This window comes from Ectothiorhodospira shaposhnikovii (assembly GCF_047222355.1).
GTDB lineage: Bacteria > Pseudomonadota > Gammaproteobacteria > Ectothiorhodospirales > Ectothiorhodospiraceae > Ectothiorhodospira.
In genome coordinates, this window is record NZ_CP178333.1 from 2,110,098 (window position 1) to 2,133,255 (window position 23,158).

General features: G+C 65.0%; 17 protein-coding genes. 10 read left to right on the forward strand and 7 right to left on the reverse strand.

Going from position 1 to position 23,158, the window contains the following annotated elements; genetic code table 11:
- Positions 1-94 precede the first annotated feature (94 nt).
- The 6 genes from pglX to ACLF6L_RS09650 all read right to left on the reverse strand — a co-directional run bounded on the left by pglX (position 95) and on the right by ACLF6L_RS09650 (position 9,741).
- Positions 95-3,802, reverse strand: a complete 3,708-nt coding sequence (gene pglX, locus ACLF6L_RS09625; protein ID WP_412851559.1) for a BREX-2 system adenine-specific DNA-methyltransferase PglX — start codon at positions 3,800-3,802, stop codon at positions 95-97.
- Entirely contained in the window at positions 3,799-4,038 is a 240-nt protein-coding gene (brnA, locus tag ACLF6L_RS09630) for a type II toxin-antitoxin system BrnA family antitoxin (RefSeq protein ID WP_238617955.1), read from the reverse strand. Before brnA ends, pglX begins: the two co-directional genes overlap by 4 nt.
- Positions 4,028-4,291, reverse strand: a complete 264-nt coding sequence (locus ACLF6L_RS09635; protein WP_238617956.1) for a BrnT family toxin — start codon at positions 4,289-4,291, stop codon at positions 4,028-4,030. Before ACLF6L_RS09635 ends, brnA begins: the two co-directional genes overlap by 11 nt.
- A gap of 47 nt (positions 4,292-4,338) precedes the next feature.
- A complete protein-coding gene (gene pglW / locus ACLF6L_RS09640) occupies positions 4,339-8,481 on the reverse strand; it encodes a BREX system serine/threonine kinase PglW (RefSeq protein WP_412851560.1) in 4,143 nt (1,380 codons plus the stop codon).
- A 30-nt stretch (positions 8,482-8,511) separates the two neighbouring features.
- The gene (locus ACLF6L_RS09645; RefSeq protein ID WP_412851561.1) at positions 8,512-9,228 is read right to left on the reverse strand and encodes a DUF3581 domain-containing protein; all 717 of its coding nucleotides are present in this window, start codon (positions 9,226-9,228) and stop codon (positions 8,512-8,514) included.
- 150 nt (positions 9,229-9,378) lie between these two features.
- Entirely contained in the window at positions 9,379-9,741 is a 363-nt protein-coding gene (locus ACLF6L_RS09650) for a VTT domain-containing protein (protein WP_412851562.1), read from the reverse strand.
- Between the two features lie 31 nt (positions 9,742-9,772).
- Between ACLF6L_RS09650 and ACLF6L_RS09655 the strand changes: the two genes are divergently transcribed.
- The gene (locus ACLF6L_RS09655) at positions 9,773-10,099 is read left to right on the forward strand and encodes a hypothetical protein (RefSeq protein WP_412851563.1); all 327 of its coding nucleotides are present in this window, start codon (positions 9,773-9,775) and stop codon (positions 10,097-10,099) included.
- Here ACLF6L_RS09655 and ACLF6L_RS09660 read toward each other — a convergent pair.
- A complete protein-coding gene (locus ACLF6L_RS09660) occupies positions 10,066-11,418 on the reverse strand; it encodes a M48 family metalloprotease (RefSeq protein WP_412851564.1) in 1,353 nt (450 codons plus the stop codon). The genes ACLF6L_RS09655 and ACLF6L_RS09660 overlap by 34 nt on opposite strands.
- A 104-nt stretch (positions 11,419-11,522) precedes the next feature.
- Between ACLF6L_RS09660 and ACLF6L_RS09665 the strand changes: the two genes are divergently transcribed.
- The 9 genes from ACLF6L_RS09665 to ACLF6L_RS09705 all read left to right on the forward strand — a co-directional run bounded on the left by ACLF6L_RS09665 (position 11,523) and on the right by ACLF6L_RS09705 (position 23,092).
- The gene (locus ACLF6L_RS09665; RefSeq protein ID WP_412851565.1) at positions 11,523-12,329 is read left to right on the forward strand and encodes an alpha/beta fold hydrolase; all 807 of its coding nucleotides are present in this window, start codon (positions 11,523-11,525) and stop codon (positions 12,327-12,329) included.
- The gene (locus ACLF6L_RS09670; RefSeq protein WP_412851566.1) at positions 12,326-13,531 is read left to right on the forward strand and encodes a YcjF family protein; all 1,206 of its coding nucleotides are present in this window, start codon (positions 12,326-12,328) and stop codon (positions 13,529-13,531) included. Before ACLF6L_RS09665 ends, ACLF6L_RS09670 begins: the two co-directional genes overlap by 4 nt.
- Positions 13,528-15,081 carry a GTPase family protein gene (locus ACLF6L_RS09675; RefSeq protein ID WP_412851567.1) on the forward strand — a complete coding sequence of 518 codons (1,554 nt, stop codon included), beginning with the start codon at positions 13,528-13,530 and terminating at the stop codon, positions 15,079-15,081. Before ACLF6L_RS09670 ends, ACLF6L_RS09675 begins: the two co-directional genes overlap by 4 nt.
- 157 nt (positions 15,082-15,238) lie before the next feature.
- Positions 15,239-15,505, forward strand: coding sequence for a DUF1778 domain-containing protein (locus tag ACLF6L_RS09680; RefSeq protein ID WP_412851568.1), 267 nt, complete (start codon positions 15,239-15,241; stop codon positions 15,503-15,505).
- Between the two features lie 121 nt (positions 15,506-15,626).
- Entirely contained in the window at positions 15,627-17,066 is a 1,440-nt protein-coding gene (locus ACLF6L_RS09685) for a DUF3375 domain-containing protein (protein ID WP_412851569.1), read from the forward strand.
- On the forward strand, positions 17,066-17,662 hold the full coding sequence (locus ACLF6L_RS09690; RefSeq protein ID WP_412851570.1) for a DUF4194 domain-containing protein: 597 nt from the start codon (positions 17,066-17,068) through the stop codon (positions 17,660-17,662). Before ACLF6L_RS09685 ends, ACLF6L_RS09690 begins: the two co-directional genes overlap by 1 nt.
- Positions 17,652-21,017 carry an ATP-binding protein gene (locus ACLF6L_RS09695; RefSeq protein ID WP_412851571.1) on the forward strand — a complete coding sequence of 1,122 codons (3,366 nt, stop codon included), beginning with the start codon at positions 17,652-17,654 and terminating at the stop codon, positions 21,015-21,017. The genes ACLF6L_RS09690 and ACLF6L_RS09695 overlap by 11 nt, the downstream gene beginning before the upstream one ends.
- Complete coding sequence (locus tag ACLF6L_RS09700; protein ID WP_412851572.1) at positions 21,014-22,219, forward strand: DUF3322 domain-containing protein; 1,206 nt, start codon at positions 21,014-21,016, stop codon at positions 22,217-22,219. The genes ACLF6L_RS09695 and ACLF6L_RS09700 overlap by 4 nt, the downstream gene beginning before the upstream one ends.
- Before the next feature lie 138 nt (positions 22,220-22,357).
- Positions 22,358-23,092, forward strand: a complete 735-nt coding sequence (locus tag ACLF6L_RS09705) for a methyl-accepting chemotaxis protein (protein ID WP_412851573.1) — start codon at positions 22,358-22,360, stop codon at positions 23,090-23,092.
- The last annotated feature ends 66 nt before the right edge of the window (positions 23,093-23,158 follow it).

Below are 23,158 nucleotides of genomic sequence, written 5' to 3' on the forward strand. Positions count from 1 at the left end.
CCAACAAATTTCTGTTGATAATGACCCAAAATGACTATTCAGACAACGTCGAACTGCCCCAGATACCAGACACCCACCGCCGGAACCCGGCCGATCATCCCCTCCTGCCCTGACGGCCCCGGCGGGTGGCGGCGGGCTGCCAGTGGTGCAGGTCTTCCCGGGTGAGTTCAAGGGCGCGCAGTTCTTCCAGCAGGAACTGCTCGTAGAAATCCCCCATGCGTTCGCCGTATTCCGGGTGCAGGTCGTTGTGCCATTGCTTGAGCCAGGGGATGAGTTCCTCCAGGGCTACCAGCATGGGCAGGAGCCGGGGGGCGTCCCAGCCATCGGTTTCCTTGCGATCCACATACCAGTGGGCGATGGCCTGGGCACGTTGCAGGTGATCCAGCCCGGCCCAGCCGATGACCAGGGTGGCATCACCGGGCTTTTCACAGCCGGGCAGGCTGAAAAAACGCTCCTTGGGTACGTCCAGCTTGCCCCGCAGGGTCCAGTAACTGCTCTGGCGAAAATCCGTCGACTTGTATTTGGGGGGCACCGGAATGGGGCCGATCTCCCGGGCCTTGTCGGCCTCGGCCCGCTGCCGGGCGGCGGCGTGGGCGGCCCGCTGTTGGGCATCCTGCTCCGCCTCCGGGCTCAGCGGTTCGGCCACGCCGTGGCGGGCGTCGATGGCATCCTCCTGGCGCTGTTTGTCCCAGGTATCCTGCCAGGCACGGAAGATCTTCATGGCGGCGGGCTTGAGACGGGCGGCGGCCATCTGGGGCACCTGATCCCCGGCCACCAGATCACTCACGAGGGCCTGGAGGTCAAACAGGTCATGGCCGGTATGGAGGGTGGCGACCACCGTGAAGGCGTCATCGGTGCGCATCTGGTCTGCCAGTTGGGCGCAGGTGATGAGCGCGGCGTCCTGGGTGCGCAATTGGGTTTCCAGGCGGTCCAGCAGCCATTGGCGCGTGGCCCGTTCCTGCCGCTTGTCCCAGGGCTCCCGGTTCCAGCGGCGCTTGTATTCGGGCTGTTCCACCAAGGTGATCCAGCGGTGGTGCTCAATGGCCTCCAGACGGCGCGCCACCTGATCCCGGTAGTCCGCCGGCCAGTGCTCGGGGATCTCGGTGATGGGGGTGCTGCCGTGGCGCTGAAACCAGGTGGACTGGACCTCCCCGGCGGCCATGCGGCGGGCCAGATGGATCTCGAAGGGGCGCTCGCCCAGGCGCACCGGGGGCGGCGTGCCCGCGTAACACAGGTCTTCGTCCACGAGGCCATAGAGCCGATAGCAGTGCCAGTCCAGTTCTTCCTGAAGGGCGATCATCTGGTGCCAGAGGTGCTGGTCCTGGGATTGGGCGTCGGTGAGGGCGGCCTCGACATCGGTTTCGTGCCGGGAGAGGACCTGCTCCGGGCCGACGGTGGATTGTTGTTGGGCGAGGTGGTCCTGTTTGGCGGAGATACTCTGGACCAAGGCGTTGGAAGGATCGGCAATGGGGAAACCCTTCAATCCAGTTCCAGAAAAAGCAAAATGACTTTTCCAGGCTTCATCTCCCAGCGCAGAATGACCAGCCTCTATACGAGTACCCCCACCCTCACCTTTATTATGGGAAATCTGTTTCATCCAGAAACAGGCCAGGGAACTATTTAACAGACCAAGCAAATCATAATAATTTTCTTCTGAAGCAAAAGCGGGAAGCTTTATGACCGGAGCCGTCTGCTTGAATACTTTTCCGCCACGATCCAAAACGAAATGATTATGGGTAGCAACCTCAGCAAAGGTGATGGAGAGTGGATTTAAGTACCGACCAGGAAAGAACATTGAGTGCTCGAACCATTTCAAGCCTCTTTCCTCAATAAATTGACCAAAATCCTTACGACACTTTAGCAGTCTTCTATAATTCCAAAAATATTTTTTTAGATATAAAGGCAGGGTGATAATTGGCTGCCCCGTTTTTATGTCATACGGAAAAATTGAATGCAATCCTTCAGCAACCGTCCAGTCCCTGACTTGCTCCCCCTCTACCAAAGGCAGTGAAATTCCTCTCAAACTCGCCCGGAAGATTGACTGCTCATTGAGACAGAATACGTTATCCTCACCAGTGTGCGTTGATCTTCCAAGATCAACGATCTCTTCATCCAAAATCCGAGAACTACCACTTTCAATCAATTCTTTTAGTTCCGAAGCGCCCCCTCCCCCCACACTCCAGGGATGCGTCCCATACAGCGCCCGCGCCTGATCCACCACGCTGATAAACTCGTTCTCGCTCCCCGGCCGCTCCAATAGCTCCACGATGGAGCGCCATACCAGTCCCTGGGCCGCGTCTTCGGGCGTTTTCGGCTCGCCTCGTATCCCCAGCACGGCCCGTAGAGTCGGTGCGCTGGGCGCCTGATGCCTTGCAAACAGGATCACGGTGGGCGTGCCGTGGCCGGGGATGTAGGCCCCGGAGGTGTCGATCACATGGGTCAGATCCTTGCGGGGCAGGTAGTTTTCGATCAGCTTCTTGCCGAATTCCCGCTTCATGAAGCTGTTGGCGGTGATCATGCCAAGATAACCGGCACTCTGGTTCCCCTGGGCCGGCAGGGTGAGGTCGAAAAAGCGTTCGGTGAAGGGCACCCCCAGGGAATACTGGCGATGGCAAGTGGCATAGCGCCCCCGGTAGGCCTCGTTGAGGGCCTTGTCCTTCACGGTGATATAGGGGGGATTGCCCACCACCACGTGATAGGTCTGCCCCAGGATGCGCTCCAGCAGGGCCAGGTCCTCCGACTCCAGCACATGGCGCAGGGCATCGTCCTGATCCAGCATGTCCTGCTGGATGCCACCACCGATCTTTTCATGGCGCCGGCCATGGAGCAGGGAATCCCCTACCGCCAGGTTGAAATGAAAGTCCGGGGCCTGATGCAGCCGTGCCGTGCCCGAGGCCTTCATGGCGGCGATGAGCAGGCGGAAACGGGCGATGGCGATGGCATAGGGGTTGATGTCCACCCCATGCACCGCGTCCAGGGCGCGCTGGGCCAAGTGGCGGGTGTTGGTATGGGCTTCCCTCCGCTGCCAGGCATCGAACAGGCGCTCGAAGGCGGTGAGCAGGAAATGCCCCGATCCGCAGGTGGGATCGATCAGGCGCAGGTCCTTGAGGCTGAACTCCCCCAAGGCCCGCTCCAGGGTGTAATCCAGGATGAAGGCTTCCACGAATTCCGGGGTCTGCAGCAAGGCGTAGCGCTTGCGCACGGATTCGGACAGGTCCTGGTAGAGGTCGCCCAGGAAGCGGGTGTCCCAGTCCGGGTCGGTGAAGTCGTGGATGAGTTGCCCCGTCTCCGGGTCGATGCGCTGGAAGAAGTCCACCAGATAGCGTGCCCCGTCGGCGGAGACGGGCAACTGCCACAGGGGGTTGTGGCGCCGGTCCAGCAGGGCATCCAGCACTGGCTGGCGGGCCAGGTTCTCGAAGAGGCTGAGCAGGTACTCCCGCTCCCCATGGGTGGGGTGTTCATTGAAATAGGCGGTGAGCCGCTCCCGGGCCAGTTGCAGCGGGCGGCTGCCGTCGTCGCGCTCCACCGGGCCGGCCAGCAGCGGCTCGTCCAGCAGTTGGTTGTCTTCCAGAAAGCGCACGAACACGCAGGTAATCACCCAGGCGACGGCGGCCTGGGTGATCTGGGCGTCGCGCCAGGCCACCGGATGCTCGGCGGTCCGGCCGGCCTCCACCACCTTCTGGTATTCCGCTTCCAGATGGGCGATCAGCTCGGGCTGGCTTTCCAGGTACTGGGCAATGTCCTGCTCGATAGGGGGCAGTGCCCGCTGCAGGGATTGGAGCAGGGTCTGGGGGTGGATCATGACTTGTTTGCCGCTTCTGCCTGCAGCCGCTCGACAAGCCACACCTTTATGATTGACTGCCGCGTGACGCCCACTCGTGCCGCCTCCCGGTCCAACGAATCAACCACCCATGCCGGAAAGTCCACGTTGATTCTCTTTTGCTCCAGATTCACGCGACGCGCGGTGGAAAGCTCCAGGTCATCAAGGATATCCTCTTGGCCATCATCGAATTTTTTTTCAAAATCCTTAGGCTTCATACAAGTCCACCTCTGTTTTGCGGGAACGCCTGACTGAAATCAGACGGATACGCCCCTCCCGGTATGTCACAACAGCTGACCAATGCTTAGCGTCGATCATGCCGATAAGAACAAATCGTGCCTCTCCCTCGGATTTTGCTTTTATTTCCAGGAGATATGGATCTCGCCAAAGCGCCTGAGCCGCTTCGAAGTCGATGCCGTGCTTTTGCAAATTGGCGTTGCTCTTGTTCTCGTCGAATTCAAACTCACACATGAGTATTAATTATTCCTTTTTTACTCTCAATGCAACTCGAACTCTGGTCAAGCAGCCGGGCTGTCCAGCCACAGGGCCGGTATCCGCGCCCATTCCCGGGTGCCGGCGCCGTGGGGGACGGTGACGCCATCGATGCGGGCACCGTCGTGCTGGGCGTCGGTGGCGATGAGCAGGATCAGGGCGGGGGGCTGTGCCCCTTCCAGCAGATGTCGACGCAGGTCGTTGAGCCAGGTGTTCACCAGGCCATAGCGGGCCAGCAGGCCCGGTTCGGTGAGCAGGATGGGCTCGTCGATGGCCTGGATCTCCTCGGTCATGGCGGGCAGGGCGCGGGCGATGAGTCGCTGCAGGTTCTGCCAGTCCCGGGCGCCTGGGTCGGCGGCGTCGGCGCGCAGCACCAGGGACCAGTTGGGCGGGCGGGCCATGCCGTCGCAGACCCGATGCAGGTGACTTAACAGCAGTGCATCAAAGCTGATCCGCCTGAGACCATACTCCCGAACGAGCCTGTCGCCGGCCGGCTCATAATGGCGCGGGCGCACGGTCAGGGCCAGGAACCGGGCGCTCTCGATAGCGGTGCGGATCGACTGATCCAGGGCCTGAATGTCCTGCAGGGTGACGCCCTGCCCGTCTCCCAGGGTGCTGAAATGACTGGTGGTGAACCCGCTCCCGACCAGACTGGTGAGTCCGGCGCTGGGCAGGCAGTAGGCACCGCGACTGCCGTTCTGGAAGGTGTATTGCCCATTCCAGGCAAACCCCATGTCCAGCGCCTGCATGAGGGTGTCCAGTGACGGTCGGCCGGGTAGCGGCTCGGCAGCCGGATAGCGGCCTCGCACCCGATCCTGCACCGCCTGCACGCTCAGGGCATGGCTGCCCAGCAAGGCCCCCTGGGCCAGTTCCAGGGCACGGGCCGCCGACATGCCGATGGGATAGAACTCGGCCCGACTGGAGAGGGCCGCCCCCTGGGAGGCGGCCGCCGCCAGACGCAGCAATCGGGCGTTGCTCAGCCCCAGGGCGGCTTCCGGCGCCGGCACGTTGCGTACCTTTTCCAGGGCGCGGGCCGGAGAGAGCAGTTCCGGCTGGGCGGCACATTCGTCGGCCAGCTGGCCCAGGGCCTCGGCATAATCCGCCAAGGCTTCGCCGCTGCCCTGGGTATTGTCCGCCAGGACCAGGCGACGGCCGATGCGACGGATGATCCAGCGCGGGGACTGGCGGGCCAGCTCCGTGTCCACGGCGGCACGGGCCACCGCCTGGGCCCAGCGATCCCGCAGGTCCCCTTCCTGCAGACAGCCCCGGCGCAGCAGCAGGGCCTCGGCGGTTTCCAGGGCGGTGAGGACGCCACCGTTATCGGTCAGCACTTCGGCGATCTCGTCCCGCAGTTCGGTGATGGCCTTCTGCTTGCTCCACTGGGTGATCACCCGATCCTGCAAGGCGCGGACCTCCTGGGTGGCAATGCCGGTGTGGGCACTGATGCTCAAGGGGGTGGGCCAGTGCACGGCACGCGGACCCGTGCCGGTGAGCGGTTCATCCAGGCGTCCCAGGTATTCATTGAGAAAACGCTGACGCAGGGGATCGGTGGCCTTGGTGGGCCGGGGCAGGATGAGCTGGAACAGGCGGTCGATGCTGTCGTGCCCCGCTTCGCCAACGGGGAGCACCGGAACCTGATCCGGGGTTTGCAGGCGGGCCTGCAGGCGGCTGATCAGATCGGAGAGTTCCCTGCGGGTCTGGCTGCCCACCCCCACCCAGACCCGAACCTGACTGCGGTTGAGCCGGATCAGCTCGGCAACGGTGTTGATGTTGCGTCGGCTGAGCACGTCCAGGGCCTGGGGGGACATTTCCAGCAGACCGATCTGGGTATCGGGCCGGGCTTCGTCCACCGGACAGGGGGTCGCATCATGCCGGGTGTCGTGACGGGTGAGGGTGCGCGCCTGTGCGAAGATGCGGCGCCAGTCGCGCAGCATGTCCTCGGCAGTGGCAAAGCGGTGACGCACGTCGCGCACCAGTGCCCTGGCGAAGAAGGCGGTCATGGGATCGCGCACCGCGGGATCAAATACACCGCCATCCAGATCCGGGCTGCCCTCCCCCGGCGGGATGCCCCCCTCGCCGGCCACCCAGCCGGGCAGACTGCCGGCGGCCATCTCGTAGAGTGTCAGGGCGGCGGCAAAGCGCTCCGCATAGTCATCCCAGCGACGCCGACCGGCATCGCGGATAAAGGGGTCCATGTAGGCCAGGGTGCCGGCGGTGATGTTATCGGGACTGATGCCGGCCAGGGAGAAGTCGAAGACCACCAGATGCAGCTGGCTGCCCTGTTTGGTGAGGCCCAGGTTTTCCGGCTTGATGTCCCGATGGAAGATGCCCTTTTCCTCCAGTTGCACCAGGGCACTGAGCAGGTCGTCGCCGAATCGTTCCAGCAGTTCCAGGGGCACGGCACCGTGACGGCGTAGACGCTGGGCCAGGGTGCCCTCGTTGGCATGGTCCAGCAGCAGCCCCACATGGCCATCCACCTCGATGGTCCCGCGATGGGCGACGATGGCCTGGTGGCGAAGCCTGGACAGGGTATTGGCCTCTTCCCGCAAACGGGCATTGTGGTCCGGGGAAGCGGCCATCTTGAGCACACAGGCGTGGCCCTGATGATCCACCAAAAACACCACCGATGAGGCGCCGCGCCCCAGTCGTTGACGAATGGTGATGCCCCCGGCGAAGGATTCCCCTTCCCGTGCCTCGGTGGGGGCATGCACGCGCTGAGTGTCGGGGCGCGTGAGGTCGTCTTCCAGGGCATCCAGACATTGCAGGAAGTCATCCACCGAGTCCATGCGCTGGGCTGGATCCGGATGGGTGGCGTAGTGCACCAGGTACTGCATTTCGGTGCTGGCGCCATTGATGTCATCGGTGATTTGCAGCCCCTTGCCGCGATTGAGCTTGTCGAGCAGATCCAGGTCGCTCTCGGCGGGCCGCTTGCCGGTGAACAGGTGATAGGCCAGAGTGCCCAGGGAGAAGACATCCATCAGCACCCCGTCCCCTTCCCCCAGGTGGGCCTCCGGCGGCAGGTAGGGGCCAGCCTCCTCACGCATCAGACAGGTCAGATGGCTCAGCGCACTGACCTGACGGGTCTCGCTCTCGAAGATCCGGCTGGCGGTGGACCAGTGGGTGATCTTGATGGCGAAACCACCGGCGGCGGTGTCCCTGATCAGGATGTTCTGCGGGCTGAGGGCACGGTGATACAGACGCTGGCCATGGGCATGTTTCACGGCCTCGGCAATCTGCCTGAGCAGGTCGATGGCCTGGGTGATGTTGAGTCGCTGAGCCTGGGGGTGGCAGAAACGATGATCCAGTCGCTGGGCTTGCGGATCATGCTCGTAAATGAGCGCCGGGCCGTGATCGTGGTGATGATATTCCTTGGCCTTGAGGATGCCGGGATGCTCGATGCCCTCCAGGAGCTGATACTCCAGCTCCGCGGCCTTCTGCAGCCGCTGGGCTTCCGGCTCGGGCCGGTGGCGGACCAGGTAGATGCGGACCTTGCGTTCGACGCCCAGCTCGGTATGCCGGGCCAGCCAGTCTTGAAAGAGGTCGGACTCATCCAGCAAGTGCGTGAGTTCGTAAAGCCCCACGCGACGCAGGCGCACGGATTCCTTGATGCCGGCCTCATCCAGGGCACGGGCCAGGGAGCGGGCCGCCGGGCGGTTGACGGGGCGATGGGGCCAGTGTTCCGGAATGTCCGTGATTTCGGGCAGAAGATCCCTGCGCGTGCAGACCCCCATCCCCGCGGGGCCTTCCAGCTTGCTGACCAGGTTTTCCGCCGAGAGGAACACCAGCGCGGTGATGAAAGGGACACGCTCCTTGGATTTCTTGCTGGAAGGCTGTACCTGGAGCAGTGAAGCCAGTTTGCGGGCCTTGCGATCCGCCAGCAGACGGGGGTTGTCAAAGGCCTTGCGCTGGCCGTTGGGCTTTTCCCAGATCCAGGTGCCGGCATCTCCACCCATGGCACCGGGGTGGGACTTGATCTCCACCAGGTAGCATCCCTTGGGGGTCAGTACCAGCAGATCCACCTCGTTGATGGAGCCGTCCTGGGCAATGAACTCGAAATTGGCCCAGGCCCGGTAGGGTTCATGATCCGGCAGGGCCTGGCGCACCCAATTCAGCGCCTCTTGCTCCCAGGCATGATCCGACGGCGTGACCTGTTTCCAGTGCTTGTCCATGCGCCCCTCCCCGAACTCACCGCCCGGTGTTCAGCGGGCGGAATAGGCCGCCTTCCAGCCGTCATATTGGCTGACCAGGTCGTCCACCACGTCCTGCTCGAAGGGGCGCAGTCCGGAGATGACCAGTTTCTTGCGGCCGGTGCCCACCTGTTCGCCGGAGGCGGTGAGGGCAAACTCCAGCACCACGTCGCCGCGCTTGCCGTTGACCGCCATGGTGGCGTTGGTGAAGCTCAAGCTCGGTGCCTCGGCGGGCAGACGGGTGAATTCCAGGGCCATGCTTTCGTAGAACACCAGCGGGCGCTGGGGATTGACCATGACGCCCTGCGCCTTCATCAGGGGCACCATCACATGGGGGAAGTTCTGCCCGGAGAAGGCGGCGTACTGTTTCGTCAGCCCCTCCAGCAGGGCGCCGTCCCGGGACACCTCGCCATCCCGCTCCACCTTGAGATAGACCCGCTCGCCGCCGTCGGTGATCTCCAGGGTGGCGTCGTCGGTGGCGGGGAAATGCAGGCCGACGCCGGCACCCACCATGTTGGTGAAGCTGAAGGCCATGCGGGCGCTCACCCCGTAGCGGGCCAGGACCAGGCAGAACAGCAGATCACCGGGGACGCAGAAGCGCTTGGCATCGGGGTCGTGGATCGGGTTGAAATCACCGGCCACTTCCTTGGCGAAGCGGCTGGCCTGTTCGGGCGTGACGCGCACCAGACCGTTGTCGACGACATGAAATTCATCAAGATAGCTTGGCACCGGTGATCCTCTCTGGCCTGACGGGTGGTTTTTGAGGGGACGTAGTGTACCAAGCCGGGGGGACAAAAAGGCATGGAACCCGCCATGACTCCCGGCCTGCTGCCCGATCCGGTTGCGGCAAGGGCCTGGACCCATGTCAACAGACAACCTTCACGAACCATCCTGCCGCGGGGTCTCGTCAAGCCGGGCGCGGCGGGTCTGGAGGGCATGGCGCACCAGGGCACCCACGCCCAGGAACAGGGCCAGGACCAGCAGCGGCGCCACCGAATCCAGACCAAACGCCTCCGCCCCGGTACCCACTTCCACCAGGGCGTGAACCGCCGCCGCATAGACCACCCACTTCACCGCCAGCCCCAGGGCGGCGGCCGCCAGGAACGGCAGCAGGGGCAGACCCAGCATGCCGGCACCATAGTTGATCACCGAATGGGGAAATCCCGGCAACACCCGCAACACCAGCTGAGTGAGGAAATCCCCCCGCTCCCTGAGCAGATGGACCACACGGCCCGCATCCACGTCCGACGGCCGACGGCCGACGGCCGCGCAGGTGCCGGGAAATCTCGTAGGCGCCGAAGGCACCCAGGACGCTGCCGGCCGTGAGCAGGCCGGCCGCCACCAACGGAGGGTAGATGAGCGCCACCACCCAGAGCATGAGGGTGCCGGGCAGCGCCAGGGCAAGCAACAGGGCCTGAACCAGCACCAGCCCCACCGCCACCAGGGGATGGGCGCTGGCCTGGTGGCCGAAATCCAGCAGGGCATCCAGGGAGACGGGTTGCCAGAAGGCCAGCACCAGACCGAACAGTACCGGTATCAGGGCCAGCCAGAGGCGGGATTTCCTTTTCAACGCCAGCTCTGCAATCGCTGGGCGGCATAGCGGCCCTGCTCGGTCTGCGTCCCCGCCATCTGGATATAACGCTGGTACTGTTGCGCCGCCGCCTGACGGTTCTGCATGTTCTCGTGGGCCACGCCCTGCAGGAACACCGTGTTGGGATTGCCCGGCAGTATCCGCTCATAGCGCTGGAAATGGCTCAAGGCCACATCCGGCCGGTTCTGCGCCAGCTGGTTGATGCCGCTCAGGTGAATGGCCTGCCCTTCATCGGGATAGGCACTGCGGGCCTGCTGCAGATAGCGCTCCGCCTCCCGGTGCTGCCCCTGGGCGGTCTTGGCCTTGGACATCAGCAACAGCCCCGGGTAGTCATCGGGCGCCTGACGCAGGGAGGTGGCAAAATGCCGTTCCGCCTGGGTGTACTGGTTCCTGGCCATGCGGGCCTCTCCGGCCTGCTGCTCCTTGATGGCCGGCTTGATGCGCCGCAACGAGGCGGTGTTGTCCATGTAACGCTCCCGCCCCACATTGCGGTTGAGATCCGCGGAATAGCGTGAACTGGCCTCCCGCTGGGCGGTGTCGAACCGTTCCTGGCTCATGGGATGGGTGGAGAACATGGTCTCCAGGGCATTGGGCTGACGATCCGACATGCCCCGCAGCATGTCCATCAGATCCACCATGCCCTGGGGGTTCTGGCCCGCCCTGGACATGTACTCCAGACCCAGGGCATCGGCTTCCCGCTCGTTCTCGCGGCTGTAATGGGCCAGCAGGGCGGTGGCGCCCACGGCGCTGACCGCATAGATGAGGTTGCTGTAACCGGACAGGCGCTCGGACTGAGCCGCGGCAATGCCCACCCCCCCCAGGACCACGGCGGCGATGATGCCCGTGGTCTGGCGCCGGGCGGTATGCCGGGCATTGACGTGACCGGTCTCATGACCCAGCAGGGCCGCCAGGGCGGCCTCGTCCTCCATCTCCACCATGATGCCCCGGGTACAGGCCATGGTGCCGCCCGGAAAGGTGTAGGCATTGATATAGTTGGCATTGACCACATTGAAGGAATACGGCATGTGGGGTCGGTGGGAGACCTCGGCGACGGAGTTCCCGACCTGGGTCACGTAGTTGCTGACACGGTTGTCCCGCAGCAGTCCATAGTCATTGGAAAACTGGTGGGGGGAATGCTGCCGGTCCACGGCGATCTCCTCCTGCTCGGACATGAGCATGAGCCGCTGCTGACCGGTGACGGGATCAACGGCGCACCCCTTGAGGGAGGGCAGCACCACGGCGCCCGCGGTACTGGCGGACATCAGCCAGAGGAAGTCGCGCCGGGTCATCCGGCGCCGAAAAATGCGATGACCGGGATTGTGATCCATGATGGAGGGCTCCTTCGTGCCGGGAGAACAGGGTTCAGTCTAACCGCTCCCGGGATGGCTTCAAATCTTCATGTGTTCGGATATCAGACAGGACCGACCAGAAAATGTCACTGCGACTCCACCATAAAATCCTGGGCAGCGGGCCGCCTCTGCTATTGCTTCATGGCCTCTACGGGGCCGGTGTCAACTGGCAGGGTCACGCCCGGACCCTGGCGGCCCGTTACCGGGTGCTGCTGCCGGACCTGCGCAATCACGGACAGTCGCCCCACGCCCTGCAGATGGACTACCCGGCCATGGCGGCGGACCTTTTGGCATTGCTGGACCGGGAAGGGTTGGACCAGGCCCTGGTGACGGGGCACAGCATGGGCGGCAAGGTGGCCATGACCCTGGCCCAGCACCACCCCGAGCGGGTCCGGGCCCTGGTGGTGGCGGACATCGCCCCCGTCGATTACGCCCTGGATGACCGCGAACACACCCACATCCTCGACAGCCTGCAGCACCTGCCCGTGGCCGACCTGTCACGCCGGGAGGATGCGGATATCGCCCTGGCACGGGCCATCCCCGAAGCCCCGGTGCGCCGGTTCCTGCTCATGAACCTGGAACGGGGACCGGAGGGATTTCGCTGGCGGATTCCCCTGGACATCCTGCGGCAGGCCCTCCCCACCCTGGTGGGCTACCCGGAGACCGGCGCCCCCTACGAAGGCCCTGCCCTGTTCATTCGCGGTGAACGCTCCGACTACATCCGCAATGCAGATCGCCCCCTGATCGAGGCCCGCTTTACCCGCGCCCGATTAATGACCCTGAAGGACACGGGGCACTGGCTCCATGTCCAGGCCCCCGGCCCCTTCGGCCAGATCCTGCAGGGTTTTCTGGACCGGCACGCAGACCACGGGCCGGGAGACCCCCCATGACGCCCTGGCGCCGACTGATGGACGCGGTACTCAGGCCCGATCCGGCACCGGACCTGGAACAGGAGATCGCCGCCGGCGCCCGGGCACAGGCCCCGGTGCTGTGGCTGCTGGGCAAGGTGCAGTCCGGCAAGACCTCCATCGTGCGCGCCATCACCGGCGATCCGGCCGCCGAGATCGGCAATGCCTTCCAGCCCTGCACTCCCAGTGCCCGGATCTACGAGTTCCCACCCGATGTACCGGTGGTGCGTTTCCTGGATACCCGGGGCCTGGAGGAAGCGGATTACGATCCGGCGGCGGACCTGGCGGTGGTGGAAGGCCATGCCCACGGCGTCATTGCCGTGGTCCGCGCCATGGACCCGCAACAGAACGCTCTGCTGACCGCCCTGGGACAAATCCGCCGCAGACACCCGGACTGGGCCGTGATCCTGGTTCAGACCCGGCTCCATGACGCCTATCCGGACGGCCGGGATCACCCGTCCTGGGGAGACTGGCGCCACGACCCGGCGCTGACGGACCTGGATCGTGCCCTCAGGGCCCAGGCCGAGGCCTTTGCCGGACTGCCCGGCGACGGCCTGTTTCAGGCCGTGCCGGTGGACCTGACCCTGCCGGAGGATGGGTTTTCCGACCAGGATTACGGGCTGCCGATGCTGCTGGAGGCCCTGGACGCGGCCTGCATCCAGGGCCGCACCGGGCTGCTCGGGGATCTGGCCCGCCATGGCCGGGATGCCCGCCGGGCCCGGATCCACCCCCATATCCTGGGCTATGCCACCGCCGCCGGGGTCTGCGACCTGGTGCCCGTGATGGGCGTGGTCACGGTCCCCACCCTGCAGGGCAAGATGCTGCACAGCATCGCCCGCATCTACGCCCTGCCCTGGGACCGCCGGACCCTCAAGGCCTTTCTGGCATCCCTGGGCATGGGCACGGCCCTGGGCATCGGCGCCGGGTTTGCCGCCCGACAGCTGGGCAAACTGATCCCGGTGTACGGACAGGTGGCCGGCGCGGCGGCGGCCGGCGTGGCCAGCGGCGCGGTCACCTATGCCCTGGGTCGGGCCGCCTGCCATTACCTGGAACAGCGTCGACAGGGGATCGACACCCCGCAAGGGGTGGCCGAGACCTTTCGCGGCGCCCTCAAGGAGGCCTATGTGATCTTCAGACAACCCCATAAAGGGAATGCGAGCACGCACGCGGAGTCCAGGCCATGAAACGGGAAGACGGCCCCTGGGAGCGCTGGGGCGCCCTGGTATCCGCCCTTGGTCTGGCGGTGGTGCCCCTGCTGGCCCTGATCCCCTTCGGCGCCCTGTGGCTCTGGCAACAGGGTTGGCTGCTGCACTGGCTGGGGATTGCCGCCGTGCTGGGGGGGATGATCTACGGCGCCGGCTGGTGGCTGCAGCGGCGTGGCCTGCAAGGTCGGGATACCGCCACCCACGACGATACCCCGGTGTCGGCACCGGATGAGGACTGGTCCGGACGGGACCTGGCTGCCTGGGAAGCGGTCCAGCGCCTGGCCGCCGAAGTGGAGCCGCGCATTCTCTCTGATCAGCAGCGGATGCTGGACACGGCGCGGCAAACCATCGAACAGGTGGCCCGCCACTACCACCCCGACGAGAAACATGCGGTCTGGGGCTTCACCGTGCCCGAGGCCCTGCTGCTGACGGAACGGGTCAGCGCCCGGCTGCGGCGGGTGATGCTGGATCATGTTCCCGGCGCGCACATGATCCGGGCCAGCCAGGTGATGCGCCTGTGGGAGCTGCAACCCGCGGCCCTTACCGGCGCCCGCTGGCTCGGCCACCTGAGCCGGGTCTATCGCACCGTGCGCTGGGTCAACCCGGCCACCGCGGCCCTGGCCGCGGCCCGGGAAAAGATGATCTCGGCCATGCTGGGCGAGGCCGGCGACTATCTGCGTCGGCGCGGGGCTCGGATCTGGGTGGAAGAAGTGGGACGGGCCGCCATTGAGCTGTACTCGGGGCGCCTGCGGGTGGATGACCGGACCGAGGACGCCCGTGCAGAAGCCCGGGCCCGGGGACCGGGGGTACCGCCGGCGCCCTCCCCGGGACCGGTACGGGTGGCCGTGGCCGGGCAGACCAATGCCGGCAAGTCCAGCCTGGTCAATGCCCTGCTGGGCACCCGGGCTTCCGGCGTGGACGCCCTGCCCCTGACCCGGACGCCGGGCAGCTACGTGCTGCAACGGGACGGGGCGGAAGAACTGGTGCTCATCGACACCCCCGGACTGGAAAACCGGACGCAACTCGGTGCCCTGATTGACACCCTGGCGGAGAGCGACTGCATTCTCTGGGTGGTGCCGGCACACCGGGCGGATCGTGCCCTGGATCTGGAGGCGCTGACCACCCTGCGTCGGACCCTGGAGCGGATGCCGGGCCGCATCCTGCCCCCGGTGATGGTGGTCCTGAGCCATGTGGACCGGCTCTCGCCGGCACGGGAATGGGCACCGCCCTATGACCTGGAACACCCGGACCGACCCAAGGCCGCGGCCATGCGGGGAGCGATGGAAGCCGTGGCCCGGGATCTGGACATCCCTCCGGCGCTGATCGTGCCGGCACGGCTGGACAGCCTGGAGACCGCCTGGCAGGTGGACCGCATCTGGGCCGTATTACTCGGCCAACTGGATCGTTCCCACCGGGCCAGGGCCCTGCGCATCGCCCGCGCCGCCCTGGGCGGTGACTGGAAACGGGTCTGGCGACAGGCGCGGCGGGCAGGCGCCGAGGTGACACGGCAGTTCATCAGGAAGGGGTGAAATCCGCCAGAAAAGGACTGGGTACCCCGGAACAGGATACGAACAGCTGGCGGATGGCCCGGGTGGCGGCTATGTGTAACAAGGCAGACACGTATTGACAACAGCCACACACAGATCCAGGGTCTTTGCGTATCTATCGTCTATGCAGGGCCGAATCATGCGAAACGCCGCCATTAACCTGAGGGCATTGCCGGAGCAGCGCGATCTGATTGACCGCGCTGCCCATCTCTTGGGTAAAAACCGTTCGGACTTCATGCTTGAGGCCGCCTGTGACAGGGCCCAGGCCGTGCTGCTTGATCAGGTCTACTTCAACCTCGACGCCGATCAATTCCAGCACTTCATTGACCTGCTCGATGCGCCGCTCGCGCCCAACCCGGGGCTTGAGCGGCTGATGGCGCTGAAGGCCCCTTGGACCAACGAATGACTACCCCGCTCAGCGCGCCCCAGCCGCTGACCGCGGTCCACCGCGTCGGCGACTTTTCCTGCGGGAAGTCGGTGCTCAACCCTTCACTTTCCGCCTCCCCGGCGACACCATCCAGTAGCACATGAACCACGACGACCTGCAAAACCTGCGTCGAATGCATCCGGCCTGGCGGCTGCTGGTGGCGGACAACGCCCCCATGATCATCAGCTTCCTCCACGGCAGCTTCGTCGCCCCCAATGTCCGGGTGCTGGCGGCCACCGACCTGGAAAACCGGCTGGAAGATTTCCTGTTTCACCTGCGCGGCCAACTGGGCGAGGATGCCTATCCCCGGGCCGCCCGCGCCTACCTGTCCGACTGGTCCGCCGATGAACGGGGCTGGTTGCGGCGCTATTACCCGGAACACGGCGACGAGCCCCACTACGACCTGACGCCGGCCACGGAACAGGCCATCCAATGGCTGAAAAGTCTGGAGCAGCCTCACTTCATCGGGGCGGAATCCCGTCTGACCCTGGTTTTCGACCTGCTGCAACAGATCCTCCAGGGCGCGGAGAGCGACCCCGAGGCCCGTATCCGGGATCTGGAGGCGCGCAGGGACGTCATCGACCGGGAGATCCAGCAGATCCGTGCCGGTCACATCAATCTGATGGACCCGACCCAGTTGCGGGAGCGATTCCTGCAGATGGCGGGCACGGCCCGGGGCCTGCTGGCGGACTTTCGTCAAGTGGAGGAAAACTTCCGCGCCCTGGATCGACAGGTGCGGGAAAAGGTGGCCACCTGGGAAGGTGGCAAGGGAGAAGTGCTGGACGAGGTGTTCGGCGAACAGGATCGCATCACCAATTCCGACCAGGGGCGCAGCTTTCGCGCCTTCTGGGATCTGCTCATGTCACCGGCACGCCAGGAGGCGCTGTCGGAACAACTGGAGCGGGTACTGGCGCTGGTGGAAGTGGCCGAACTGGAGCCGGACCCCAGGCTGCGGCGCATCCATTACGACTGGCTCGCCGCCGGGGAATACACCCAGCGCATGGTGGCCCGTCTGTCGGAGCAGCTGCGCCGTTATCTGGATGATCAGGCCTGGCTGGAAAACCGCCGCATCATGACGCTGATCCGGGAACTGGAACAACACGCCCTGGCCCTGCGGGAGCACCCGCCCGAGCTGACACTGTCCCTGGACGAACCCTCTCCCTGCATCGAACTGCCCATGGAGCGACCCCTGTTCAGTCCGCCGATCCGGCCCCATATCCGTCAGCAGCAGCTGGAAGCCGGAGAAAGCCTTGCCACCCCCGACGCCCTGTTCGAGCAGACCTGGGTGGACCGGACCCTGCTGCAAGGTCGTATCCGCCAGGCCCTGCAGACCCGGGATCAGATCACCCTGGCGACCCTGCTGGACGAACATCCCCTGGAACACGGTCTGGCGGAACTGGTGGCCTACCTGAGCCTGGCCGCCGAGGATCACCGCAGCGTGATCGATGAAGCCCATCCCCAGACCGTGCACTGGCGGGATGCCCGGGGTATCCTGCGTCGCGCCACCCTGCCGCAGATCCTCTTCACCCGCGCACACTGATGACCGATATCGAAACCGACTCGACCTTTTCCGCCATGCTCATCACGCTCTTCAGGGGCGTACTCTACAAGGATCAGCAGCCGCGCCACTGGCAGGCACTGCAGGACCACCAGGCCCGGGTGCGCGACCATGTGGCCGTGCTGGGCCTGGAACTGATGCTGGACGACGCCGAAGGCCATGCCTGTCTCCGGCAGCGCCCGACCCAGGACGACGACACAGAACTGCCCAGGCTGGTGCAGCGCCGCCAGCTCAGTTATCCGGTGAGCCTGCTGCTGGCCCTGCTGCGCAAAAAACTGGTGGAGCACGATGCCGGCGGTGGTGACCCGCGCCTGATCCTGTCCCGGGAACAGATGGTGGAGATGCTGCGGGTCTTCCTGCCCCCCACCGCCAACGAGGCCCGGCTGGTGGACCGCATCCAGACCGACATCAACAAGGTGGTGGAACTGGGATTCCTGCGCCGACTGCGTGGCCAGGAGGACCAGTACGAGGTGCGCCGCATCATCAAGACCTTCATCGACGCCCAGTGGCTGGCGGAGTTCGACCAGCGCCTGACCGAGTACCGCAACCATGCCGGGGAGGCCGACGATGGCGCTTGAACTGGAGTTTGCCGCATCCGACGAACGCACCGGTTTTCGCCTGCAGCATCTTGAAGTCTACAACTGGGGCACCTTCCACAACCGGGTCTGGTCCCTGCTCCCGGAGGGTGACAATGCCCTGCTCACCGGGGATATCGGCTCGGGCAAGTCCACCCTGGTGGACGCCATCACCACCCTGCTGGTGCCGGCCCAGCGCATCACCTACAACAAGGCGGCCGGCGCCGAGGCCAAGGAACGCAGCCTGCGTTCCTATGTGCTGGGCTATTACAAGTCCGAGCGCAGCGACACGGGGCTGAGCAGCCGTGCCGTGGGCCTGCGGGATCACAATAGTTATTCCGTGATCCTGGGGCACTTTTACAACGAAGGCTTCGATCAGCATGTCACCCTGGCCCAGGTGTTCTGGATCAAGGATCAACAGGGGCAACCGGCCCGGTTCTTCGTGGTGGCCGACGGCGCCTTGCGCATTGCGGACCACTTTGCCGACTTCGGCAGCGACCTTACCCGGCTGCGCAAGCGCCTGAGGGATACCCCCGGGGTGGAACTGTTCGACAGCTTCCCGCCCTACAGCGGTGCCTTCCGGCGACGCTTCGGCATCGAGAACGACCAGGCCCTGGAACTGTTCAACCAGACCGTATCGATGAAATCCGTGGGCAACCTTACCGAATTCGTGCGCAGTCACATGCTCGAAGCCTTCCCGGTGGAGGATCGCATTCAGGCCCTGATCACCCATTTCGACGACCTCAACCGGGCCCATGAAGCGGTACTCAAGGCCAAGGCCCAGGTCGCCCATCTGGAACCGCTGGTGGCCCGCGCCGACACCTATGCCGAACGCTGCCGGGAGGCCGAAGCCCTGCGCGCCTGCCGGGAGGCACTCAGGCCCTGGTTTGCCTCGCTCAAGGCCGGACTGCTGGACCGGAGACTGGACCATCTGCACAAGGATCTGGCCCGTCTGGAGCATCGCATCGAGCAGTTCCATCGCCAGCAGCGGGAACAGCGGGCACGGCGCGATGCACTCAAGCAGGCCATGGCCGAGAATGGGGGCGATCGGCTGGCGCGCATCAAGGTCGAGCTGGAACAAAAGCGCGAGATCCGCGACCAGCGGCGGCACCGGGCGGAGCGGTACCGGGATCTGGCCCAGCAACTGGCACTGCCCGATGCCGCCGACCTGGCGGTCTTCCAGGACAATCTCCAGGCCCTGACCCAGGCCCTGGAAGACGCTCAGCGAGAGCGGGATGACCTGCAGAACAGGATCACCGAGGCGGGAGTGGCGTTGCACCAGCAGCGGACACACCACCAGGAACTGGAAAGCGAGCTGACGTCCCTGCGCCAACGTCGCTCCAACATCCCCGCCGCCATGCTGGGCATCCGCGACGCCCTCTGTCAGTCCCTGGATCTGCCGGTGGATGATCTGCCCTTCGTGGGCGAGCTGTTGCAGGTGCATGAACAGGAAACCGACTGGGAAGGGGCCATCGAACGGGTCCTGCACAACTTCGGCCTCTCCCTGCTGGTGCCCGACACCCACTATGCCCGGGTGGCCGAGTGGGTGGATCGCACCCATCTGCGGGGGCGCCTGGTGTACTTCCGGGTGCGGGAGACGCGCCGGAGCCAACCCCAGGATCTGCATCCGGATTCCCTGGTGCGCAAGCTCTCCATCCGCCCCGACTCGGTCTTCTACGGCTGGCTGGAACAGGAACTGGCCCGGCGCTTCGACTATGCCTGCTGCGTCGGCATGGATCAGTTTCGCCGCGAGCAAAGGGCCATCACCCGGGCCGGGCAGATCAAGGCCGGGGGCGAGCGTCATGAAAAGGATGATCGTCACCGTCTGGACGACCGCACCCGCTTCATCCTGGGCTGGAGCAACGAGGCCAAGATCGCCGCCCTGGAGGCACAGGCCCAGACCCTGGCCCGGCAAATGCAGGCTCTGGGTGACCGGATCGGCGGCTGGAAACAGGCCCGCAAGACCTGCGAGGCCCGGCGGGACCTGATCGTCGAGCTGTCCCATTTCCGGGACTTCCACGACATTGACTGGCGCCCCCTGTCCACGGAGATGGCGGCCCTGGAGGCGGAGTATGCACAGCTCGCCCGGGAGTCGGACATGCTGCGCGCCCTGGAGACCCAGTTGCGTGAACTGGAACAGGTCATGGAGGACACCGACAAGGCCCTGGGCGAGGCCCAGCGGGAGTGCAGCCAGGCACAACTCAGGCAGGAGCAGGCCCAGGCTCAGCGGGACGAGTGTGCCACCCTGCTCGATGCCACCCCCCGGGAGGCCCGGGGCGCCTACTTCCCCCGTCTGGAGACGATGCGGGACGAGGCCCTGGGCGAGCATACCCTGAGCGTGGAATCCTGCGACAACCGGGAGCGGGAGATGCGGGAATGGCTGACCCGGCACATCGACAACGCCGACAGGAGTGCCGCCGGTCTGCGGGACCGCATCATCGACGCCATGCGCGGCTATCAGAACGCCTGGCCCCTGGACAGCCGGGAGGTGGACGTGAGCATCGAGGCGGTGGGGGAATACCGGGCCATGCTCGAAGCCCTCAAGTCCGATGACCTGCCCCGTTTCGAGGCCCGTTTCCGGCAATTGCTGCAGGAAAATGCCATCAACGAGGTGGCGGCGTTCCAGAGCCGACTGCACGGGCAGCGGCAGACCATCACCGAGCGCATCGAAAGCATCAACCGCTCCCTGCGGGAAATCGACTACAACCCCAACCGTTACATCACCCTGCTGGCGGAGACCGCCGCGGACCCGGAAATCCGGGAATTCCAGCAAAACCTGCGGGCCTGCACCGAAGGGGCGGTGACCGGCTCCCAGGATGAACAGTATTCCGAGGCCAAGTTCCTGCAGGTCAAGGCCATCATTGAGCGTTTCCGTGGCCGGGAAGGCACCACCGACCTGGACCGGCGCTGGACCCGCAAGGTCACCGACGTGCGCAACTGGTTTGTGTTTTCCGCCTCGGAGCGCTGGCGGGAAGACGACCGGGAACACGAGCATTACACCGACTCCGGCGGCAAGTCCGGCGGCCAGAAGGAAAAACTGGCCTACACGGTACTGGCCGCCAGCCTGGCCTACCAGTTCGGCCTGGAATGGGGCGAAACCCGCTCCCGCTCGTTCCGCTTCGTGGTCATCGACGAGGCCTTCGGTCGGGGCTCCGACGACTCGGCCCGCTACGGTCTGGACCTGTTCCGGCGCCTGCACCTGCAACTGCTGATCGTCACCCCGTTGCAGAAGATCCACATCATCGAACCCTTCGTGTCCAGCGTGGGCTTTGTCCATAGCGTGGAGGGCCGGGAATCCATGGTGCGCAATCTCACCATCGAGCAATACCAGGCCGAGAAGGCGGCCCGGCAGGCATGAGCTGGACCACCCCCGCCGAACTGCGTGCCCAGCTACAAAAACGCTGGGACAGCGGCCAGATACTGGCCGCCACCCTGACGGGAGAAGCCCTTTTTCCCCTCCCCTTGCGCCTGCGCCGCCCCGGGTCCCGGGAGTTGGCGGAAGACTTTGCCGCGGTGGGGCACTGGGCGCGAACCCTTCGTGCCGGTAGCCGGGAGCAGCGGGGGCACGGATACGAGATCCGCTGGGAGCGGGTAAATCACCGTGTCCACGGCGCCAATGACCTGCCCGCCGGGGTGGCGGTGCCCAGCGAGGCCGACGCCCTGCAGTGGCTGGGGAAAACCCGGGAAGCACACAGCTTCCATGCACTGGCCGAGGAAACCCTGGCGCGCTTCCCGGCACTGCGGGACTGGCTGATCCGACACCCCCTCACACCACTGGAACAGGCCGGTGACTGGCCCCGGATCCTGGCGGTGCTGGCCTGGTTCCAGGCGCACCCCAGGCCTGGTATCTATCTACGGCAGATGGATCTGCCGGGGGTGGACACCAAATTTGTGGAAAGTCGCCGCAAGCTGCTGTCGGAACTGCTGGATGCCGTGCTGCCTGCCGATGCAGTGGACACGCGGCACAGCGGCGGACGGGGCTTTGAGCTGCGTTACGGTTTGACGCCCAAGCCGCCCCTGATCCGTTTCCGGATGCTGGACCCGGCCCTGTCCCTGCACGGGCTGTCGGACCTGTCGGTTCCGCCGACGCAGTTTGCCGCCCTGGCGCCTGCCGTGGCGCGGGTATTCATCACCGAGAACGAGATCAACGGCCTGGCCTTTCCCGACACCCCCGGTAGCCTGGTGATCTTCGGCCTGGGCTATGGTCTGGAAAGACTGGCGGACATCCCATGGCTGACAGAGGTGGAGATCCACTACTGGGGCGACATCGACACCCATGGCTTTGCCATCCTGGACCGGCTTCGCGCCCGCCTGCCCCAGACCCGTTCCCTGCTCATGGATCGGGCGACCCTTGAGGCCCACCGCGACCTGTGGGGACAGGAGCATCCGCGGCAGCGTTTCACCGGCACCCTCACCCGACTGACACCGCCAGAGCAATCCCTGTTCGAGGATCTGCGGGAGAATCGGCTGGGAGACTGCATCCGGCTGGAGCAGGAACGCATCGGCTACGGGGGGCTACTCAAAGCGATCGACACCCCGTCGCAGGTGCTCCGACCATAGAGGCAACCGATAGTCGGTGTTCGTGATACGGCAAAAACGGGGTCCGATCCAGTATCATCCTGCACCCTCAACGAGCCGGCGCCCACAGGCAGCAGGCCCTGACCATGAAACGACAACATCGAGGGAATCAGAGCCCCCATGCAGGATGACAACATTCTCAAACTCGCCTACGAACTCTCTGAAACCACTCGCAACAAGGTCGACCTGATCGAAAAGATCATGCGCCAGACCCAGATCCTGGCACTGAATGCACGCATCGAGGCCGCCCGGGCCGGGGTATCCGGCGCGGGATTCGGGGTGGTTGCCCAAGAAATCAGTCACGTATCCACCCGCATCAACCAGATCGCCGCGGATTTCCGCGTGGATGTGGATCAGTACGCCGCCCAGATCCAGGAGGCCGGTACCCGCATGAGCAGCGAGTTACGCGGCCAGCGCTTCACCGATCTTTCCCGGAACGTGGTGGAACTCATCGACCGCAACCTGTTCGAGCGTTCCTGTGATGTGCGCTGGTGGGCCACTGAAAGCGCGCTGGTGGCGCTGGCGGAAAACCCAGAGGATCAGGACCTGCAATCACTGGCCTGCAGCCGTCTTGCCACCATTTTGCGTTCCTACACGGTCTACCTGGACCTGTGGGTGGTCGACCAAAACGGCAAGGTGATCGCCCAAGGGCGCCCGGAAACCTATCCCAAGGCCCTGGGCAGTGATGTATCTTCCGCGACCTGGTTTCGCAACGCCATGGCAACCCGCCACGGCGATCAGTTCGCCGTGGCCGATATCGAAACCAATCCCTCGCTGGATGACGCCCCGACCGCCACTTACGCCACGGCGATTCGCGACAAGGGTGAAACACATGTTGAGCCTCCCCACGTCTAAAGCCGGGGGATTCCCGTTCTTGCTACGTCACCGCTTTCGCAGTGACTTCGCGTACCGGGTTCAGGG

What these genes read in the sequence shown, in the direction of transcription:
- pglX (WP_412851559.1), bottom strand. Translation starts at nt 3,802, where the DNA reads ATGATCCACCCCCAGACCCTGCTCCAATCCCTGCAGCGGGCACTGCCC.
- brnA (WP_238617955.1), bottom strand. Translation starts at nt 4,038, where the DNA reads ATGAAGCCTAAGGATTTTGAAAAAAAATTCGATGATGGCCAAGAGGAT.
- ACLF6L_RS09635 (WP_238617956.1), bottom strand. Translation starts at nt 4,291, where the DNA reads ATGTGTGAGTTTGAATTCGACGAGAACAAGAGCAACGCCAATTTGCAA.
- pglW (WP_412851560.1), bottom strand. Translation starts at nt 8,481, where the DNA reads ATGGACAAGCACTGGAAACAGGTCACGCCGTCGGATCATGCCTGGGAG.
- ACLF6L_RS09660 (WP_412851564.1), bottom strand. Translation starts at nt 11,418, where the DNA reads ATGGATCACAATCCCGGTCATCGCATTTTTCGGCGCCGGATGACCCGG.
- ACLF6L_RS09665 (WP_412851565.1), top strand. Translation starts at nt 11,523, where the DNA reads ATGTCACTGCGACTCCACCATAAAATCCTGGGCAGCGGGCCGCCTCTG.
- ACLF6L_RS09670 (WP_412851566.1), top strand. Translation starts at nt 12,326, where the DNA reads ATGACGCCCTGGCGCCGACTGATGGACGCGGTACTCAGGCCCGATCCG.
- ACLF6L_RS09675 (WP_412851567.1), top strand. Translation starts at nt 13,528, where the DNA reads ATGAAACGGGAAGACGGCCCCTGGGAGCGCTGGGGCGCCCTGGTATCC.
- ACLF6L_RS09680 (WP_412851568.1), top strand. Translation starts at nt 15,239, where the DNA reads ATGCGAAACGCCGCCATTAACCTGAGGGCATTGCCGGAGCAGCGCGAT.
- ACLF6L_RS09685 (WP_412851569.1), top strand. Translation starts at nt 15,627, where the DNA reads ATGAACCACGACGACCTGCAAAACCTGCGTCGAATGCATCCGGCCTGG.
- ACLF6L_RS09690 (WP_412851570.1), top strand. Translation starts at nt 17,066, where the DNA reads ATGACCGATATCGAAACCGACTCGACCTTTTCCGCCATGCTCATCACG.
- ACLF6L_RS09695 (WP_412851571.1), top strand. Translation starts at nt 17,652, where the DNA reads ATGGCGCTTGAACTGGAGTTTGCCGCATCCGACGAACGCACCGGTTTT.
- ACLF6L_RS09700 (WP_412851572.1), top strand. Translation starts at nt 21,014, where the DNA reads ATGAGCTGGACCACCCCCGCCGAACTGCGTGCCCAGCTACAAAAACGC.
- ACLF6L_RS09705 (WP_412851573.1), top strand. Translation starts at nt 22,358, where the DNA reads ATGCAGGATGACAACATTCTCAAACTCGCCTACGAACTCTCTGAAACC.